Raw genomic sequence first — 18,300 nt, 5'->3', positions numbered from 1 at the left:
AGCCGGCTTTGTAACTAGAGACTAAGTTCGAAACCTATTGGTTTAGAAGTTCAGCGTAGCGGACGCGGAGATCAAACGACCTTCCTGGATGCGGTAGAGGAGGCTACCGTCCGGGTTGGCCACGAACGGAATCAGGCCGTCGTGGTTCGTGAGATCCTTGACGTTCAACTGGAAGTCGAAGGAACGTTCGTTCTTCAACTTGTAGGACATCCGGGCGAACACATCGATATGGGTGGTCGAAGGAGCGTAGAACGGCTTGTTGATGTCCAAGGCGTAATCACCCAGCTCGTTGACGCCCACTTCGAAGCCGATGCCGGTTTCGTCCTGCCAGCGGAGGCCACCACCAACGGTGAGATCGCCGAACCACTTCAGGATACCGTCTTCGGCGCGACCGAAGTTGTAGCTGGTGTTGAGGGCGAAACGCCATTCGGCCTGCTCTTTGGCGGGGCTACCGTCTTGGAGCGCGGCGCGTTGGACGGCTTCGACAATGCTGGTCTGCGCGCGATCGGCGAGCGTTTGGGTGGCACCTGCATCGATGAAGTAGTTTTGCGCGAAGCTGCTGTTGACCCAGTTCGCGAGAACGAACTCGTCAACATAACGCTGCATCTCCGGGTAGGTGTTATCGGCAATCGTTTCCTGCTGACCCGCCGTGAAGAGGATCGTCCACTCGGGGATCGGGTTGTAGGCGATCTCGACTTCCATACCTTTGGCAGTGAAGTCCTGCGTGCCGGTGTCGGAAGAATTGCGCTGGGTGGTCGCTGCATCAGCGTTGTTCCAGTCGACCTGGAAACCATTGACCGCGATCACGCCGGCGGGAGGCAGAACGGCTTGCACTTGGGCAGCCGTGAAGCCTTGCGCGACGTTGGCGGGATTGTTGAGTTCGTGAGCCAGACCGAGCAGGATACCTTCGGACGCGTTAATGGCGCCATCCTCGTAGCGGTTGTTGACCACGGCGGATTCAAACCAGTTGAACCGGGCGGACAATTTGCCGTCGAGAGCTTCGACAATGAAGCCATATTCTTCGGTCACACCGGCGGTGGCGCCGACGGTATCGTTGAAGATGGTGACATTACCACCGGTGGGGCGGAAGTTGTCCGCGGCACTCTTGTAGACGGAGAGCTCGAACGGCATGCGATCGCGGAGGAACGGAGGCGTGTGCACCATGATCGAATACGAGGTCGTCTCGTCGTCAGCCGTGATGGCATGCGGACCTTGAGGACCGGCGAGGTAGTCGGGGTCGAGCGTGTCCTTAATGTCCGTGCGGGCATTGGCCACGCCGATACCGGTTCCGGCAGCCTTGTCGCTACGCCAGGTGCCGGTCAGGACGACGGTGTTGTCCCAGATCGAGTGCTGACCGATGAACACTTCGGAATCAACGGTGTTGATGTCCTTGTTCGCGTGAGACGCGGCCGGCCAGCTGTTGGGCTGGAAGATCGTGTTCACAACCGTGTCGAAGTTCACGAATTTGCCGGTGGTGGGATTCCAACCGGTGAAGTTCGCCGCGATGGGCGTGTTGCTCATGTTGGTGCGTTGGCGGCCAAAGGGAACTCCTCCGATATTGGCTCCGGCGAGATCGCTGATGGAGTTGATGTTCAGGAAGTTCATGTCATTGCCCACGGGCAGAGCGAACTCTTGACCGCTGCGTTGCGTCGCCGAGTGGTGACCAGGCAGGTTAGTGTCGAGGTCATACGTATCGACCGGGTCGGCCCGGGCCGAATACAGGGTCTGATTGTAGTGGGTGCTCGAGTCGAGCAAGCCGGTCAGGGTGAATTTACCCAGGGCTTTGGTCACCCAGCTGTCATCGTCCATGAAGTCGTCGAAGCGGAGTTCCGCATAACCTTGGAGGCGCGTGGCGTCGCGATCATTGTAGATGCGATTGCCACCCGATCCACCACCCATGATCGGACGGCCGAACGTAGGATTGGGAATCAATTCTCCTTGGGCGGATCCATCCTTCGAGGCCAGCATGTAGGCATTGGGATCGATGTAGATCGTGCGCTGCTGGACACCTTGGAGGGAGTTGTTACCCATGCTTTCGAAGGTCTGCTCATTGTAGGAGAATTCGAAACCAACGCGGTTATCGAGGTAGTTGCCTTCGATGCTGGCGGTGTAGTTTTCCCAATCGGCGCGCTGTTGAGCGGTGCCGCCGGAGAAGAGATTCTCGCGGTAATCAAAGATGCTGCGATCGGTGATCTGGCTGGAAACAAAACCATTGCTCCAGAAAGCGGCGGATCCTTCAGGAACCCGCGTGCCGTCGGAACGATAGCCGCCCGTGCGACGAATGATGTTGGTCTCGTCCCAGGCCTTGATCCGCATCCACTGACCCCAGTTACCACTCGTGATCGGGAAGTAGGAACCCCGTTGATCGGAAGGAGGGAGATCCTTGTCGATCGTGGATACGAGGTAGTTGTGGCCACCAAACGTTGGATCTGGGTTGGAGGGATCCTGATAGAATCGGTAAAGTCCCACGGACGCACCGCCACCGGAGGAGAGGTGAATTACGTTGGAGTTAGCGATGCCGGGGAAGAAGTCGCCGGTGCCACGGAAGATGGCCGCACCTTCGGCGGGATCGCCGGCGATGGGCTTGCCCAGGTTGATCCAAGGCGTGATACCGTCATTCGGTGGGACGTAGTCAGGATTCGAGGAGTGGCGATCGCCGATCTCCGCGCTGCCGCGAGCGGTCAGGCCGAAGGGGAGTTTGACGGTCGCAGCGACAAACAAGCGGTTGTCTTTGAGGAACGCCTGCTTCTGCTCGTAGCCTTTGTCTTCGGAAAGCGCCGCAACGCGAACCGCGAGATGATCACCAATCATTTGATTGTGACGCAGCGAGTAGCGAGCCGTGCCGTATTGGTCGGTCTCGAAACGCACGCGACCACGGTTGCCGAGGAAGTCGGCCTTGATGGTCGAAGCGTTGACGATACCACCGGGGCTGCCGAGACCGTAGAGGGCCGAGTTGGCGCCACGTTGCACCTCAATACGGTCGGTATTGAAGGTATCAAACGGGATGTTGGTGATGAAGTAGTCGCGGGTGAGGTCAGCGCTGGCGAGACCACGCACGCGGGTCAGACCACCACTGGGGTCATCGCGTTGTTGCTCAGGAATCGGGTTGGCACCTTGGGAGCCGGAGTGGTTACCGCCGAGACCACCGATTTCGGTGTTCGGGGTGAAGATGAGCACATCTTCGAGATTGTTGGATCCGGTATCGCGAAGGAATTCTTCGTTCACGATGGAGATCGAGGAGCCGATATCACGCATCTCGGTGCGCAGGCGGGTGCCGGCGAGCGTCGAGGTGGATTGATAACCGACGTCGGAGTCGCCGGTGACTTCAAACGGGGAGAGAACGACGACGTTTTCGTCGTCGATATCTTCCTGGGAAGCCACCTGCGCAAACAGACCTCCGGCGGAGATCGCTAGGCATGGCAGGAGTCGCCATGGCTTAGTGCAGTTTCTATTCATTGTCTTGGTGTTTTAGTTTGGGTTTGGGGAAGCTAAGTCGGACGGGCGAGGCACCCGGGTCATAGCAAAGTGTTGGGGGTTGAAGAAACGACGTATAGTCGGCGAATGGTTCGTCAGTCCTGCTCGTAAGCGGGACGGAGAGTGGGGGAGACGGACAGGCCGATACGGCCGGTGGCGTCGGGGTTTTCGATGCGCCAGACGAGGTGATCGATGACCTTGCGGACCAAGGTCGAAAGGTTGATGTCGATCGCGGCGGGGTGATGCTCGAGATTGTTGTAAATCACGGGGTTCAAATTCCCCAGGATGGCATCGAAATCCTTGCGGGGCTGAAGGCCGGCACTACGCAGGGCACGGAAAAATGCCCCCGCCACGTGATCGACCGGCAGATAAAGTCCGGTGGGTCGGGGTTTGAGGGCGACCAAGCGATTCACGAGCGATTCGGTTTCGCTGTTCAAAGGCGCGATCTCCAAGTAGCTGACCCCGGGCTCATCTTCGCCGAGGACGCTGGTGGCTTTGAGGCCGAGCTCCTGGGCGCGTTCCAAAAAGGCGCGCACCCGGCGAACGTTGGCGCTGTAGCTGGGATCGGTCGTAAGCACGGCGACGGTCTTGTGCCCGCGCTGCGCGAGATAATCGGCGGCCATGCGACCGTTTTCTTCGTTGTTCGGTTCAACGTAGTCGCCGGGAAAGTCGTCCGAACGGCGGGTCATGAACCAGACGCAGGGAATGTGGGCGAGCTTGGCCATGACCTCGGGGGAGGGAGCCATGCCTTGAATGATCACGCCGTCGAGTTTGCTGTCAGCCAGGGCGCGCGGCAGTTCGGCGGGCGAGTTGGAGAACAACATGTTCAAGTCCACCCGACTCACCGGATTCACCTCTTGGATGGCCGACATGCGCTCCTGAAACCAATTGAGGCTGGGGTTGTCCGCTTTGGCGCCGACAAACCACACGCCGAGATTGAGGATGGACGGCTTTTTGGTTTTCGGTCCACGCCGCCGACTGACCGGGGCGGGCGTGTAGTCATGCTTTTTCATGACCGCTCGAATCCGCGCCAAACTTTCCGGGGCTACGATATCGGGTTGGTTGATCGCCCGGGAAACAGTGGAGGGCGAAACGGAGGCCTGCTTGGCAATATCAGTGAGAAGCATCGTGGGGTGTGAAATGAAATTTCATTTAAAAAAGATGAAAAATATGCCGTAAAGTCAAGTAGTTTTCAGGCTACGTTTTGAACAATTCCTGAAAATGGGCGTCACACGGGGCTAACTCGCGGGAGCGCTCGGTCGTGATCCGGCGGCGCAGCCGGTCCGAGCAGTCTCCGCGGGACGTTTTACGAGTGAAACCAGACCGGTGGGATTGATTCGCGACGTTTGTTTCGGTGGGCGTGGCGATCGCTTTTTTGCCCAATAATCAGCGACCACTGTGCTTGCGGGATGAGTGCGCGAAAACCATGAAAGTTCGCAAATTGCATGGGCTGGGTGCTCCAATGGGGACGCAGTGTGGATCTGGGATAAAATTCATAAGGCCTTATAAATGAGAGGCTAAAAATGAATTGAACGATCCATGAAGACGGTCGTGAAATTTCAATTCATGAGAAATGAATGAAAAAACATGAAAGTATTGCCTGAATTGCAGACGTATGCCACCTCTTTGCTTTGCGCTTGAGTCCGGCTGCTCGGGCGCGAAGTCCGTCATTTCATTCCCCCGTTTCGTTCGTTCTACCTCTCGCGGTCTGTGCCCCGGCCAGGCTGTTTCTCCAACTTATTTTCCCGTGTCTGATTCTCGTTCCGCCCCGTTACCGTTCAAGCAAGGTGCCTCCTGGATATGGTCGGCGGAAGGCACTCATGCCGAATCGCCCGTCGGCGCGGAATCGCCTTCGCATTACAAGGTGCGCCGGTTTCGCCGGGAGTGGGAGCTAGCTGATGCCGCCGACGCGCACGGGGTGATTCACGTGAGTGCGGACAGCCGTTACGTGCTTTATTGCAACGGTGCGTTTGTGGGTCGGGGACCCGCGAAGGGCGATATTCATCACCATTTTTATGATTCCTACGACATTGGTCCGTTTTTGCGGACGGGTCGCAACGTGATCGCGGCGTTGGTTTGGGACATGTCCAGCGTGGCCCATCGGCCCACGGCGTTGGGCGCACCGTGTTCCGTGATGACCTATGCCGGGGGATTTTTACTCCAAGGCACCGTGGCGGGGGCGGGCGCCGATGAGGTGCTCGACACCGGACGGGGAGGTTGGCGCGTGGCAATCGACCAAGCTTATCGGTTTCAGAATGATGGCACGCGTTTCGAAGGCTATCACGGCTATTTTGAAGAGCGGGTGGATACCGAATTGCCGCAGGGTTGGCTCGATGCCGGGTTCGATGCGTCGGCGTGGGCGGACGCGACCACGCTTTATCCGGCGGAGCGGCGGGAAGAACGTCGCGACCCGGCCAGCCCGTATGGTCTCGTTCCCCGGTTGATTCCTCCGCTCGAGGAGGGCGCACCGGTGACCTTTGCGGATGCGTTTCTCCCGGGCGGAGGAGCGTTGAGCGCGGATTGGGCGAAGTTGTTGGACAACTCCTCAACCGGAGCGCCAGCGACGGCGACGCTGCCGGCGCACAGCGAGATCGAAGTGATATTTGACACCGGCACGATCACGACCGGCTATCCGCTCCTGCGCGCCGCCGAGGGCGCGGGGGCAACCGTCAGGCTGACCTACGCCGAGGCCCTGCGGTTGCCGTGGGACACGCCCGAGGCGGAATTGTTGGGCGAGCAACAACCCTTGGAGAATCTCGCCTCGCATTTCGCCGACGAGGGCACGGGGTGGACCTTTGATCGCCGCGGCCGCATCTCGGGTTGGTCGGATGTTTGGCGCCCGGCCGGTGATGCCGACGCGACCTACGAGCCGTTGCATTGGCGGGCATTTCGTTATGTCAGCCTGCACCTCAAGACCGGCGCCCAACCGCTCACCTTGCGGGCGGTGAGCTACCGTTACTCCGCTTATCCGTATGAGGAAAAAGCGGACTTCGCGTGCGCGGATGCCAGTTGGTCGAAAATATGGGACGCGGGCCTGCGCACGATGCGACTGTGCTCCCATGAAACGTTCGAGGACTGTCCGCACTACGAGCAGATGCAGTATGCCGGGGACACGATGATCACGTCGCATCTCGGTATGCTCACCAGCGGCGATTACCGTTTGAGTCGGCAGGCGTTGTTGCAGTTTGATTGGTCGCGCGGACCGGAGGGGCTCACCCAAAGCCGGTTTCCCTCGCGCTTGTTGCAGGTGATCCCGTCGTGGTCCCTGCACTGGATCACGGCGGTGCGCGACTTCGGTCTTTGTAGCGGAGATCTCGATACGGTGAAAGAAGTCCTGCCCGGCATGCAGGGGGTGCTGGATTGGTTTCGTCGGCATCGCGACGTCAGCGGACTCCCGGCGAAGTTGCCCTATTGGAACATTACCGATTGGTGTCCGTGGTGGCCGCGCGGGGTGGTGCCAGGTGCCGATTCCGACCCCACGTGTATCATCGCCTCGCAATGGATTCTGGCGCTCGACGAAGTGGCGCAAATGTGTGATTGGCTGGGGCGCGACGCGGAAGCCGCGACGCTGCGGGAGGAAGCCGCGGTTGCCCGGCAACAGCTGCACGAGTTGTTCTGGTCCGAGACCGAGGGACTGTATTTCGATCGTCCGGGTGGCCCGGAAGTCAGTCTCTACGGCAACGCGTGGGCCGTGGTGTGTGGGGCGGCGAACGACGCGACGTGCGAACGCCTTAAGCAACGTTTTCCGCACGACGAGAAGTTGGCCCCGGGATCGTTTTTTGCGTGGCACACCGTGTTCACCGCCATGGTGCGCATGGGCACTTACGACGAAATGCCGAACCTGCTCGGGCCGTGGCACGAATCCATCGCGCTGGGTCTTGATACCTTCGTCGAGGAGAACAGTTATTGGCGCTCGTTGTGCCATGCCTGGAGTGCGCACCCCGTGTTGGAGTTCCTCAACCGCGTGCTGGGGGTGCGTCCCACGTCGCCGGGCTTTGCCACCATCCGGGTGCAGCCGCATCCCTGCGGTTTGCCCTGGGCCAAGGGCCGGGTGTGCACGCCGCGCGGCATGGTGAGAGTCGATTGGCGTCGGGCCGGAGATGAGTGGCGGATCTCCATCGATTCCCCGCCGGACACCCCGGTGGAAATCGTGCTGCCCGACGGTTCGGTGCACGAGTCGCCGGGGGGCGCATGGAGCTGGGGGGCGAACGCATAATGCAATCTGCCCTCGAAATTCGCGAAACGGAAACCGGCCGACTCGCCGTTGCCCCAGTGGGTGGTGGTGAGCTGTGGTCGTATGCCTACCGGCCCGGAACACCGGCCAACGAATCGCCGCGTCCGTTCATGCATCCGCTGCACACGCGTCACGGCGATGTGTTGACCAATTGGCGGCCCAACGATCATCCGTGGCACCACGGGTTGAGTTTTACTCTCACCTCGGTCAACGGCGTGAATTTCTGGGGTGGCCCCTCGCATCGGGCGGCCGACGGTTACCAGTGGCGGCAGGATCATGGCGTGCAACAGCACGACGAGTGGTTGCTCAAAACTCCCGCGCGATTGGTGCAGCGTTTAACGTGGCTCGACTCGCAACCGGACGCCGCGGTGGTGCTCACGGAAGAGCGCACGCTTGCCACCACGCTGCGTGACGATGGCTGGACCTTGCAGTGGATCAGTCGGCTCACCAATCCCGGTTCGTTTGATCTGCGTTGCGACAATTATCACAGCCTGGGCGGTCTGGATGGATCGCACTATTCCGGGTTGCAGTTCCGCGGCGCGCGCGGGTTGTTGGATCAACATGGCGACGCCACGATTCGCGTGGTGGGAGAGGGCGGCCAAACCGAGTTGGAGGCATTGCACGGTCACACTTCGAACTGGGTGGAGTGGCACGCTCAGCATGACGGATCATTGCGCCGCACCCGCCTGCGGTTCGAATCCAAGTCCGGTCCGCTACCGTGGTTTGTGCGACCGAATGATCCCATGGTGGCGTGGGCGCCGCATCGGGAAAATGCCTGGATTATTCCGGCGGGCGAAACTCGCGAGTTGGATCACGAGCTGCATATTTTTGACGCATGACGCTGAACCGAAAAGCCTTTCTCAAACGTTGCGGTCTCGGGTTGGCCGGATTGGGCGCGAGCAAACTGCTGGCCGCGCCGGCCTCGCTGCCGGAATCCCTGCGGCCTTATTCCGTGGCGGCGGGCGACGATTATTGGTCGGCGATGCGAGCCGCCTACGACTTCGATCCAGGTCTCCATTATTTCAATACGGGCGGACTGGGTCCGTCCCCGGCTGCGATCAAATCATTCACCGCCCAGGTAGCCGAGGAGTTGCAGTGGCACGTTGAAACCGGACACGGCCGGATCCACGATGTGCGCGGGGACGCGGCGCGTTTTCTCGGCGCGGCGGAAGACGAGGTTTCCTTCGTGCGCAATGCGACCGAAGGCAACGGCATCGTCGCCGGCGGGCTGGATCTGCAACGGGGGGATGAAGTGATTTTTGAATCCCACGCCCATCCCGGTGGTTCGTTTCCGTGGTTGTTGCAGGCGCAGCAAAAAGGTGTGGCGGTGCGTTTGTTTGAACCGGACCCCACCTCACCGGAGGGGAACCTGCAGCGGATCGAGGCGTTGATGACCCGTCGCACGCGGGTGGTGCAGGTATCGCACATCACCGCTCCCACCGGCATTGTCATGCCGGTCGCTTCGATCGCCAAACTCTGTGAAGCGCACGGCGTATGGTTTCACATCGATGGCGCGCAATCGGCGGGTATGATCCCGGTGGATTTTGCCGCCATGGGTTGCGACTCCTATGCCACCAGCGGTCACAAGTGGCTGGGCGGCCCGCGCGAGTCGGGCATGTTGGTGGTGCGTCGGGCCCGTCAGGACGAACTCGTGCCGCCGCTCGTTGGCGCTTATTCCGGTGAAGTCGAAAATTTGCCCGGGAGCATCGAATTCACGCCCAACGCCGGTCGTTACGAATACGGCACGCGCGACGTGGCCCGGGAGTTGGGATTGGTGGAAGCCATGCGTTGGCAAACACATATCGGCCGGGATGCCATCGCCCGTCACGGTCGCGAACTGGCGGAGCGCTTGCGGGCCGGGTTGACCCCCATTCCCGACCTGGAAATTTTAACACCAACGCATGCGGATCTGCGCGCGTCCATGCTGACGATTCGCAGCGAACGTCTGGGCTACCGGGAGCTGTTTGGTGCCCTGTGGAGTCGTCACCGCATGCGCTGCCGTCCGGTGTCGGAACAGGGCCTCGATGCGGTGCGCGTCTCGTGCCACGCCTTCAATACGATCGAAGAAATCGATGCGCTTATCGCCGCGGTCGAGCAAGAGCTGCGCGCGGCATGACGAAACCCGTTTTAGTCCACTTCCGCGATCAGCGCGATTTCGACGGTCGTGTTGAGGGGCAGGGAACCGGCGCCGATCGCCATGCGCGCGTGGCGTCCCTGATCGCCGAAAACCTCAATCAACAAATCCGAGCAACCATTGATGACCGAGGATTGAGCCGTGAAGTCGGTCGGGCAGTTCACAAAGCCCTCGACCCGCACGATGCGCTTCACCCGGTCAAGCGATCCGAGTTCCTGCCGCAGCGTCGCCAACAGCGCGAGAGCGGTGCGGCGGGCCGCATCCTGGGCCTCGGCCATGGTGACCGTTTCGCCCACCTTGCCGGTGATGACCTGACCGGCGTCATCGCGGGGAATGTGACCGGCCAGAAAAACCAAATCGCCCGTGCGCACGACCGGCACGTAGTTCGCCACCGGCGATGCGGCGGGCGGCAGAACCAGCCCCAGACTTTTTACGTTTTCCTCCGGAGTCGCTGCTCGTAGCGCCGCCCCCGCGATCAAAAATCCCATCACCAATAGCGTGCTTAATTTCATCCCCGTTACCGCAATGCCAATACCTCCCGTCCGCAATCCCTTATCCCGTTTTCGCCGCCTGTTGTCGTCGGGAATCGTCCTCGGCGTGCTCGCCGGTTTCTCCCTGTCGGCTGCGCCGGTTGACTATGATTTTTATCTGTGCGCCAACATCAACCGCAACTACGTGATCGGTTCGAAGATCGTCACCACCAACGGTCTGTTTTCGCGGGACGAAACCACCGGCGAATGGCAGCACTTCGGATACAACGATACCACGATCACGGCGCTGGCGTTTGATCCCCGCGACCGCGACGTGCTCTACACCACGACGCTCAACGGCATCTGGCGCAGTCTCGATGGAGGGGACACCTGGCGCATGACCAACAGTTGGGACATGACCGAAGGCCGCGATGTGGCGGTCGATCCGTTTGCCCCGGATCGCGTCTATCTCGCCCTGCCTTCCGGAATCGCCGTATCCGAAGACCGGGGACAGACGTGGCAACGGCGCGAGCACGGACTGCCCGACCGCGGTAAATTCACCCAGCGCATCGCGTTGGATCGCGTGGTCGCGAACCGCGGGTTGGCGGGATGCGAAAAAGGCGTGTTCCTCACCGTAGACGCCGCCGCGAACTGGCGCTGCGTCCTGCCGACGGAGACGACGGTCAACGACATCCGGCAGTCCCCGCACGACCCCGATTTTTGGGTGGCGGTGACCGATACCCACGGGGCCTGGGAATCACACGACAACGGGGAGAGCTGGAACCAAATCGCGAACCTGCCCCATGAACACGCGATCTACAATGTAACCTTCGACGCCACCGACGCGAACCGCCTGGCGGTGGCGAGTTGGACCTACGGGGTCTGGACCAGCGAAGACGGGGGCAAAAGCTGGACCTCACGCGACGCCGGACTGCCGGAAAACCCACGCGTTTGGCGGGTGGGCGTCGAGCCCAATACCGGTCGCCTTTACGCCAGTGTTTTCCAGGAAACGCTCTACTACTCCGATGACTTCGGCCGCACCTGGACGCCGGACGCACTCGCCGGCTCGCTGGTGAATAATTTCGTTTCCGTGCCCCGTTCCTGACCCGCTTTCCGATGCATTTTCCCTTTCCCCTTACTCGCAAAATTCTCGCCGTCGCCGCACTCGTGGCGAGCGGATCCGTTGTCGCGCAACCCTCCTTTGAGGGACCGCCGCCCACGCGTGACGTCGTGGCAAGCGTGCCGGTAAGACGCGCCCAATATCTGGCGCGCGCCCAGGAAATGATCGACTGGCGCATCTCGCGTTATGCCGAGATTGGCCTGGACAAAATGGACATGGCCACGATCGCCATGAAACTCACGCGCGACGAGGATATCGCGGCATGTGACGCGCGGGTGATCGAGCTGATGAAGGAGCCGGGCACGGGTCCGTTCTGGATGTTTCCCACCGCCATGGTGGCCTTTGCCGGTCGCGATAAATTGTCTGTCGAGGCCCGCGAAGCCATCCACGAAGCCTGGCGCACGACCCGTCAGTTGCGGGGCGACACCGAGAACCACTGGGTGATGTATCATACCGCCCTCTATTTGATGGCGGAACTCTATCCGGACGAGTCAGCTGCGGGGTGGGCCAACGGCCTCAGTTCAGCGGAGAACCGAACCGAAGCCCGCGGGTGGTTGCTCGACTGGATGAAGCTTACCACGACGATCGGGCAGGGGGAATACAACCCCACGCACTATCTCGGCGAATACGCGATTCCCATGCTGATGCTCGCATCGTATGCGGACGATCCCGCGATGCGGCAACGGGGCACGATGATGCTCGACTGGCTCTTCGCGGAACTCGCCACCGTCACCCTGGATGGGATGCCGCGCGGCCCGAACTCCCGCACCGATGACACCTCCGTCGTGGAACGGTGGTATGCGCTCGCCACCTATTTTTCATGGCAACTCTTCGGCAACGTGCCGGTCGGCGAGGGCTTCCGTGGTTGGGGCTGGGGTAACTATTTTTCCGTGCTGGCGGAAAATTACGAAGTCCCAGAAGTGATCTACCGCCTCGCGCTGGATCGCGACGCCGATACTCTGCAACACGACCGCGCGCGTTCCCGCCGCATTTGGCGTTACAGCGACGAGCACATGCGTCCGATCTACAAAACGCAGTATTTGCGCGAGGACTACGCGGTCGGCTCGACCCAGGGCGGCATCAGCGATCCCATCCAATCGCATGTCTGGGATGTCACCTGGGCGGTCGATGATCCCCGCGGCGTGCACAACACGATGTTTTCGATGCATCCGCACTCGTCCGGCCGGGTCATGCAAATGTTCTTCACCACCTATCCTGAACCCATGCCGATCGGGGTGACGTCGGAGGGTAAACCGTCCTATGATTCGCCGGACAAACTGCTTGGTTGTTCGCCGTATGAACAAGTCGTGCAGGATCTCGATGCGGTGATCGCCCTCTACGATATCGCGCCCGATGCGCGCTTTCCCCACGTGAACGGATTCTTTTCCAAGGACCTCGAGGATGTGACCGAAGACGCCTCGGGCTGGATCTTCGCGCGCGGCGGCGACACGTATCTGGCCTACCGTCCGCTCGCGCCTTACCATTGGGTGCCGCATGTGAGTTATCCCAATAGTCGCGATCCGGAAAAGACCGAGCCGACCGGCGGCCGTGTGCTGACGAGTCCGCACGTCAAGAATGGCACGATTCTGCAGGCGGCGAGCGTTTCCGAGTTTGCGAGTTTCGCGGACTTCCAAGCGGCCATCAACGCCTTGCCGCTCAGCTACTCGCTGGCTGACGAACCCACCGTGACCTTCACCAATCTGCGGGGACATGTCATGCACGCCAAATTTGGCGCGACGCCGAGTATTGGCGGACAACCCGTCGATTACGCGGGGTGGAAGCTGTTTGAGGGCACGCACCTCAACAGTGAGCTCGGCAGTCGGGTGCTCACCATCTCGCATGGTCGCTTGCGACGCGTGCTCGATTTCAACACGCTTTCCATCACCGACTCGGTGACGCCTTAAGACTTCGGTTTCACGATCTACCCCTTCATCGTCGTGCCTACTCCCACCTCACTTCCCCTGGCCGCAGTCCGCTTCACCGGCGGACTGCTCGCCGAACGTATCGAACGTATCGGCACCGTCACCTTGCAGCGGCAATGGGAGGCGTTGAATGATCGCATTCCCGGGGCGCCGCCGAGCCATGCCGTGCGCAACCTCCGCATCGCCGCGGGAGACGAGACGGGGGCATTCGCGGGCCTTTGTTTCCAGGATTCCGACATGGCCAAGTGGCTGGAGGCGGCCTGTTACCGACTCACCTTGACGAGCGATGCGAAACTCAGCGCCGCGGTCGATGAGCTGGTCGATCTTTATGAGCGGGCGCAGGCCCCCGACGGTTATCTGCACACCTATCACCAGTTGCAGCCGGACATTCCGCGGTGGAGCAATCTGCGCGACATGCATGAGTTGTATTGTGCCGGTCACTTCATCGAAGCCGCGGTGGCGCACCACGGAGCGACGGGTTCACCACGCCTGTTGGCCGTCGCCACCAAATTGACCGCTTTGCTGGCGCGCACGTTTGGTCACGGCCAAGACCAAATCCGGGGTTACCCGGGTCACCCCGAGCTGGAGCTGGCGCTCGTGCGACTGGCGCACGCGACCGGCGATGGATCCGCGCTGGAGTTGGCCCACTATTTCGTCAGCGAGCGCGGCGCATCTCCGGCGTATTTCACGGCGGAGGCCTCGGCGCGGCAGGAGAAGACTCCGCCGATTTACGTGCACGGCGACGACCTCGCTTATTGGCAGGCACATGCGCCGGTGGTCGAGCACACGGAGCCGCGCGGACATGCGGTGCGCGCCATGTATCTCTACGCGGCCATGGCCGATCTCACGCGCGATCGTGGCGACAAAGCCTTGGGCGAAACCTGCCGACGGCTGTGGGACGACATGGTGGCGCGGCATCTCTACATCATCGGCGGCATCGGGTCGGACGGACCCGGTGGAGAGAAGTTTTCCGCGCCGTTCGATTTACCTGACGACCGGTCCTATGCGGAAACCTGCGCAGCGATCGGCCTCGTGTTTTGGGCGCGCCGGATGTTGGACCTCGAGCTCGATGCCCGTTACACCGAGGTCATGGAACGGGCACTTTACAACAACGTGCTCGCGGGGCTTTCGCGTGACGGTTGCCACTACTTTTACGTGAACCCGTTGGCGGTGACGCCGCCGGAGACGCACCGCCGATACGATTGCCGGATGGTGAAAACCCAGCGTGTGCCGTGGTTCGGCTGCGCCTGTTGTCCACCGAATGTGGCGCGGTTGTTGTCGTCGCTGGGTCAATACGCCGTCAGCCGCACGGCGGAGGGGCTCGCGCTGCATTTGTTTGCGGACATGACGATTCGCGAGGACGCCTGGCATGTGCGGGTGACCACCGACTATCCCTGGACCAGCCGGGTGGTGATCACGGTGGAGGCGGCTCCGGCGGAGACGGTCGAGTTGGCCGTGCGGGCGTCCGGACCGGTTCCCGGCGCGCAGTGGGCGTTGAACGGTGCTCCCCTGACCGCCACGGCGGAGCATGGTTACCTGCGCTTGCGACGCCGCTGGGAGGAAGGCGATACCTTGATGGCGGATCTTCCCCTGCCGGTGCAGCGCGTGCGGGCGCATCCCGGTCTCACCGCGGCCGCCGGACGGATTGCTCTGCAGCGGGGCCCGCTCGTTTATGCGGTGGAGGAAGCCGACCATGGTGCGCAACTCGGCACGCTCGGCGTGCGGCGGGATGCTCCGTTGGAAGTTAGCTTCGACGGAGATCTCTGGGACGGGGTCATGGTTATCACCGGCGAGGCGCAGCGGGAAATCGCTCCCGCCGGACTGTATGATGATGCCTCACCGGTCCGGCAGGCGACGCCCCTGCGGGCGATACCCTATGCGTGGTGGGGCCATCGGGGTGAAGGCGAAATGAGAATTTGGATACGCGACTACGAAACATGAAACGATTTTTGAAACATTCGGATCGGCGTGGGCTGATCGTGGCATTGGTGATGGCGGCACTGTCGACGCCAGCGATGGCGCTGACCCCGGCGGGCGCGGCGCAAAAAGTCCTGGCGGACGAGGCTCCGGTCACGTTCTTGGAGCACCTGTGCGACGACCACGGCGGCCGACTCACCGGCAGCGCGGCCAACGAAGCCGCCCTGCATGACCTGGAGCAGGCGTTGCACGATCTGGGACTCACGCCGGAGCGGGAAACGTTTTCAATGCCCGGGTGGGTGCGGGAGGAGGACACCCTGCGCATGATCCTGCCGGTTAAACGCAAAATGAGAGCAATCGGTCTCGGCTACATCGAAACCTCGGCGGCGATGGAAGGTGCGGTGGTGGATCTGGGGCGTGGGGGCGCAGAAGCCTTTACGGATGATATGCCGACGGGGGCGATCGGCCTGTTCGGGCCGTCCGCGAGCGGTCGCGCCAATGATGTGGCCGACCGCGCCAAAGCGCATGGGTTTGCCGGTTTGATGTTCATCAACCGCGAGGGCGGCGGGCAGTTGCTGGCGCGGACCGGCGGCTTTCATGGCGAGCCGTTGTCGTTGCCGATATTTTCAGTGACGCAGGAGGAAGGGTTTTGGATGCGGCGCCTGATCGCGCGCGGTTTGCCGGTCAAAGTGGGACTGCGTTCGCGCTCCTACACGCAGCCCATCACCACCACGAATCTGCGGCTGCGCTTCCCGGGGAAATCGGCCGAGACGATTGTGGTGGGAGCCCATTTCGACAGTTGGGATCGCGGCCAAGGGGCGATGGACAATGGGCTGGGCATCGCGCAGTTGTTTGCTCTGGCACGAACCCTGCGCGGGCAGGAATTGGAGCGCTCGGTGGAGTTGGTGTGGTTTAACGGCGAGGAGCAGGGACTGTGGGGCTCGCGTTACGCGGCCACGGAAGGCGCTGATGCCGAGCGACCGCCGATCGTCATGGTCAATCTCGACATGGTGGGCGTGCCCATCGCGGTCAATGCCCTCGGTGACGCGGATTTGATGCCGGCGCTCGAACGCTGGAACACCGGCCGGGGCGATGCGGCGCTAAGCGGTGGCGTGGAGAACAAAACGTGGATCGCCAGTGATCACACGCCTTACCAACTCGCAGGCGTGCGCACGGTCACCTTCAACGCGCCCATTCCCCGCGAGTCCGTCCGGTTTTACCACGATTTTGGCGATACCTTCGACAAGCTCAGTTCGGAGATCATTCGTGAATCTTCGGCGGTGATTGCTTCGCTGGTGGTTTCGTTGGCCGACGATCCGGAACTGCCCGGCGGCACCCGGGACGCGGCCGCCACCGAGGAGATGTTTCGCAACGCCAAATTGGAGAAACGACTCCAGGCGGTCGGCATGTGGCCGGCGGAATTCGGCCCGGTCGAACCATGAGGTGGCAGCCTTCGCCAAACGCCTCCGTGTTGGTCGTGGGCGGCGCCATGATGGCGGATGATCGGTTTGCGCCGGAAACGCAGCCGATCATGCGCGAGCATTATGCCGGTTGTCGGCGTATTGCGTTGATGTTGCATGCCACCCATCCCGATGACCGCGACGCGATGGAGCGTTTGCTGCAGGACGCGTTCGCGGCGATTGGTCCGCACGAGGCGTTTTCGCTGCACCACTACGATCATGAAGCTGCGCGGCGGCAACTCGCGTCGGCCGACGCCATTTTCACTGGGGGCGGCGAGACGTTCTGGTTGTTGCGTGAGCTCCACGAATCAGGGCAGATTCCGGTGATTCGCGAGCGCGTGGAGGCGGGCGTGCCTTATGGGGGCAGCAGTGCGGGGGCAAATGTCGCGGGTCTGCGGATTGGGGCCACGAACGACTTTCCCGTCACCGACATTCCAACCCGGGATGCGCTGGGATTTGTGCCTTTCGTGCTCAATCCGCATCATCCTCGGGCCGATCATCAGCCCGATCACAGCGTGCGCACCGCGAAGGTGCACCACTACCTGCGATTCAATCCGACCGAGCGCGTGTTGGCTTTGGGTGATCGAGCGATGGCGCGTTGGCACCAGGGCAAATTCACCGCGAGACTGGGGCCGATTTGGGTTTATGGACCCGGGGGCGACCGCGTCGAAATTGCGGTGGGTCAGGCGGTGCCGTGCGGCAGCCCGAAGTCGTAGGTGAGGGTCCATTCCCGGGATTCACCGGGAGCCAGATCGAGGGTTTGATAGGGTTCAATCGAACACGTGAAACCATTCATCCACAGTGGGCACTCCGCGGGAGCGAATGTGGTGGTAAACCGAATACCGTCACGCAGGCGAGGATGCGAGAGACGCACATCCAGCGGCGTGCCGGTCGGCCATCCGAGCAAGGTGAATGCGCCGTCGAACTGACCGTCGTAGCGGCGGGCAGGCGTGATGACTCCCGCCGCCAGAGTGAAGCCGGAGTCCGCAGCCAACGTGGTCGTCGGGGGCACGGAGAGCGCGATGTGATGCTCGGCATCCAAGGCAAAGAAAGGATGCGCAAACCACTGCAGTGAGAGCGGCGCGGAGGCCCGGTTAACCAGCGTGCTGTGGCTGCGCACACGACGATCGGAGAGTTCAATGCGACGGACGACCTCGCAGTCGTGCCCGGCGGCAGCGTGGCGGGTGCGGAACTCGAGGTGGCTCTCGCCGGCCATGATGTTCCACACCGGTGGTGCCGTCAGCACGACGCCGGATGGGTCGCGACCGAGTCGGCCGGCACCGGGGGCGAGGCCTTCGTCGCCGACTTCGTTCCACAGCAAGGCCCGACCGTCGCGCGTGCGGTCGCGGAATGATTCGGGCAAACCGTGGCCGTTGAACGGATCCGGCGCGGATTCCGGCCCCTCGGGACCACTTAACAGCGGTCCGACCCGGAGGTCATGGATTTGCCAGATGTAACCTCCGCCACAGAAGCGGGGCCCGAGACGAGCGGCCTCCGTGGTGGGATCAAGCAGGTCGACCCGCAGCTCTGCGTTGGCCAGATGAAGCATGCTCACAGCGCGACGGGCAC

At 61.7% G+C, this 18,300-nt stretch carries 12 protein-coding genes; 8 read left to right on the top strand and 4 right to left on the bottom strand.

Going from position 1 to position 18,300, the window contains the following annotated elements:
- Nucleotides 1–42: 42 nt before the first annotated feature.
- Both PXH66_RS08955 and PXH66_RS08950 read right to left on the bottom strand, forming a co-directional pair.
- Complete coding sequence (locus PXH66_RS08955) at nucleotides 43–3,381, bottom strand: TonB-dependent receptor plug domain-containing protein (protein ID WP_330932327.1); 3,339 nt, start codon at nucleotides 3,379–3,381, stop codon at nucleotides 43–45.
- 188 nt (nucleotides 3,382–3,569) lie between these two features.
- Nucleotides 3,570–4,601: a LacI family DNA-binding transcriptional regulator gene (locus PXH66_RS08950; protein ID WP_330929692.1), complete on the bottom strand. Its 1,032-nt coding sequence runs from the start codon at nucleotides 4,599–4,601 to the stop codon at nucleotides 3,570–3,572.
- A 620-nt stretch (nucleotides 4,602–5,221) separates the two neighbouring features.
- Here PXH66_RS08950 and PXH66_RS08945 point away from each other — a divergent pair.
- The 3 genes from PXH66_RS08945 to PXH66_RS08935 are packed head-to-tail and all read left to right on the top strand — an operon-like array spanning nucleotide 5,222 to nucleotide 9,824.
- Nucleotides 5,222–7,690, top strand: a complete 2,469-nt coding sequence (locus PXH66_RS08945) for an alpha-L-rhamnosidase-related protein (RefSeq protein ID WP_330929691.1) — start codon at nucleotides 5,222–5,224, stop codon at nucleotides 7,688–7,690.
- Complete coding sequence (locus PXH66_RS08940; RefSeq protein ID WP_330929690.1) at nucleotides 7,690–8,547, top strand: DUF6807 domain-containing protein; 858 nt, start codon at nucleotides 7,690–7,692, stop codon at nucleotides 8,545–8,547. Before PXH66_RS08945 ends, PXH66_RS08940 begins: the two co-directional genes overlap by 1 nt.
- A complete protein-coding gene (locus tag PXH66_RS08935) occupies nucleotides 8,544–9,824 on the top strand; it encodes an aminotransferase class V-fold PLP-dependent enzyme (RefSeq protein ID WP_330929689.1) in 1,281 nt (426 codons plus the stop codon). Before PXH66_RS08940 ends, PXH66_RS08935 begins: the two co-directional genes overlap by 4 nt.
- An 11-nt stretch (nucleotides 9,825–9,835) precedes the next feature.
- On the opposite strand, the gene PXH66_RS08930 is transcribed toward PXH66_RS08935, so the two are convergent.
- On the bottom strand, nucleotides 9,836–10,354 hold the full coding sequence (locus PXH66_RS08930; protein WP_330929688.1) for a RidA family protein: 519 nt from the start codon (nucleotides 10,352–10,354) through the stop codon (nucleotides 9,836–9,838).
- 13 nt (nucleotides 10,355–10,367) lie between these two features.
- Between PXH66_RS08930 and PXH66_RS08925 the strand changes: the two genes are divergently transcribed.
- Genes PXH66_RS08925 through PXH66_RS08905 form a run of 5 tightly spaced genes read left to right on the top strand, consistent with a single transcriptional unit; the run spans nucleotide 10,368 to nucleotide 17,447 of the window.
- Complete coding sequence (locus tag PXH66_RS08925; protein ID WP_330929687.1) at nucleotides 10,368–11,417, top strand: WD40/YVTN/BNR-like repeat-containing protein; 1,050 nt, start codon at nucleotides 10,368–10,370, stop codon at nucleotides 11,415–11,417.
- Between the two features lie 11 nt (nucleotides 11,418–11,428).
- Nucleotides 11,429–13,336, top strand: a complete 1,908-nt coding sequence (locus PXH66_RS08920; RefSeq protein WP_330929686.1) for a hypothetical protein — start codon at nucleotides 11,429–11,431, stop codon at nucleotides 13,334–13,336.
- Nucleotides 13,337–13,369: 33 nt separating this feature from the next.
- Entirely contained in the window at nucleotides 13,370–15,295 is a 1,926-nt protein-coding gene (locus PXH66_RS08915; protein ID WP_330929685.1) for a glycoside hydrolase family 127 protein, read from the top strand.
- Nucleotides 15,292–16,713, top strand: a complete 1,422-nt coding sequence (locus tag PXH66_RS08910; RefSeq protein ID WP_330929684.1) for a M28 family peptidase — start codon at nucleotides 15,292–15,294, stop codon at nucleotides 16,711–16,713. The genes PXH66_RS08915 and PXH66_RS08910 overlap by 4 nt, the downstream gene beginning before the upstream one ends.
- Complete coding sequence (locus PXH66_RS08905; protein WP_330929683.1) at nucleotides 16,710–17,447, top strand: Type 1 glutamine amidotransferase-like domain-containing protein; 738 nt, start codon at nucleotides 16,710–16,712, stop codon at nucleotides 17,445–17,447. The genes PXH66_RS08910 and PXH66_RS08905 overlap by 4 nt, the downstream gene beginning before the upstream one ends.
- On the opposite strand, the gene PXH66_RS08900 is transcribed toward PXH66_RS08905, so the two are convergent.
- Nucleotides 17,414–18,280 (bottom strand): hypothetical protein, encoded by an 867-nt coding sequence (locus PXH66_RS08900; protein ID WP_330932326.1) that lies wholly within the window; start codon nucleotides 18,278–18,280, stop codon nucleotides 17,414–17,416. The two genes, PXH66_RS08905 and PXH66_RS08900, sit on opposite strands and share 34 nt — an antisense overlap.
- Nucleotides 18,281–18,300 lie beyond the last annotated feature (20 nt).

Source organism: Synoicihabitans lomoniglobus, from assembly GCF_029023725.1.
Classification (GTDB): Bacteria; Verrucomicrobiota; Verrucomicrobiia; order Opitutales; family Opitutaceae; genus Actomonas; species Actomonas lomonigloba.
Note: the sequence above shows the minus strand (reverse complement) of the source record. Positions and strands in the feature narration are given on the sequence as shown.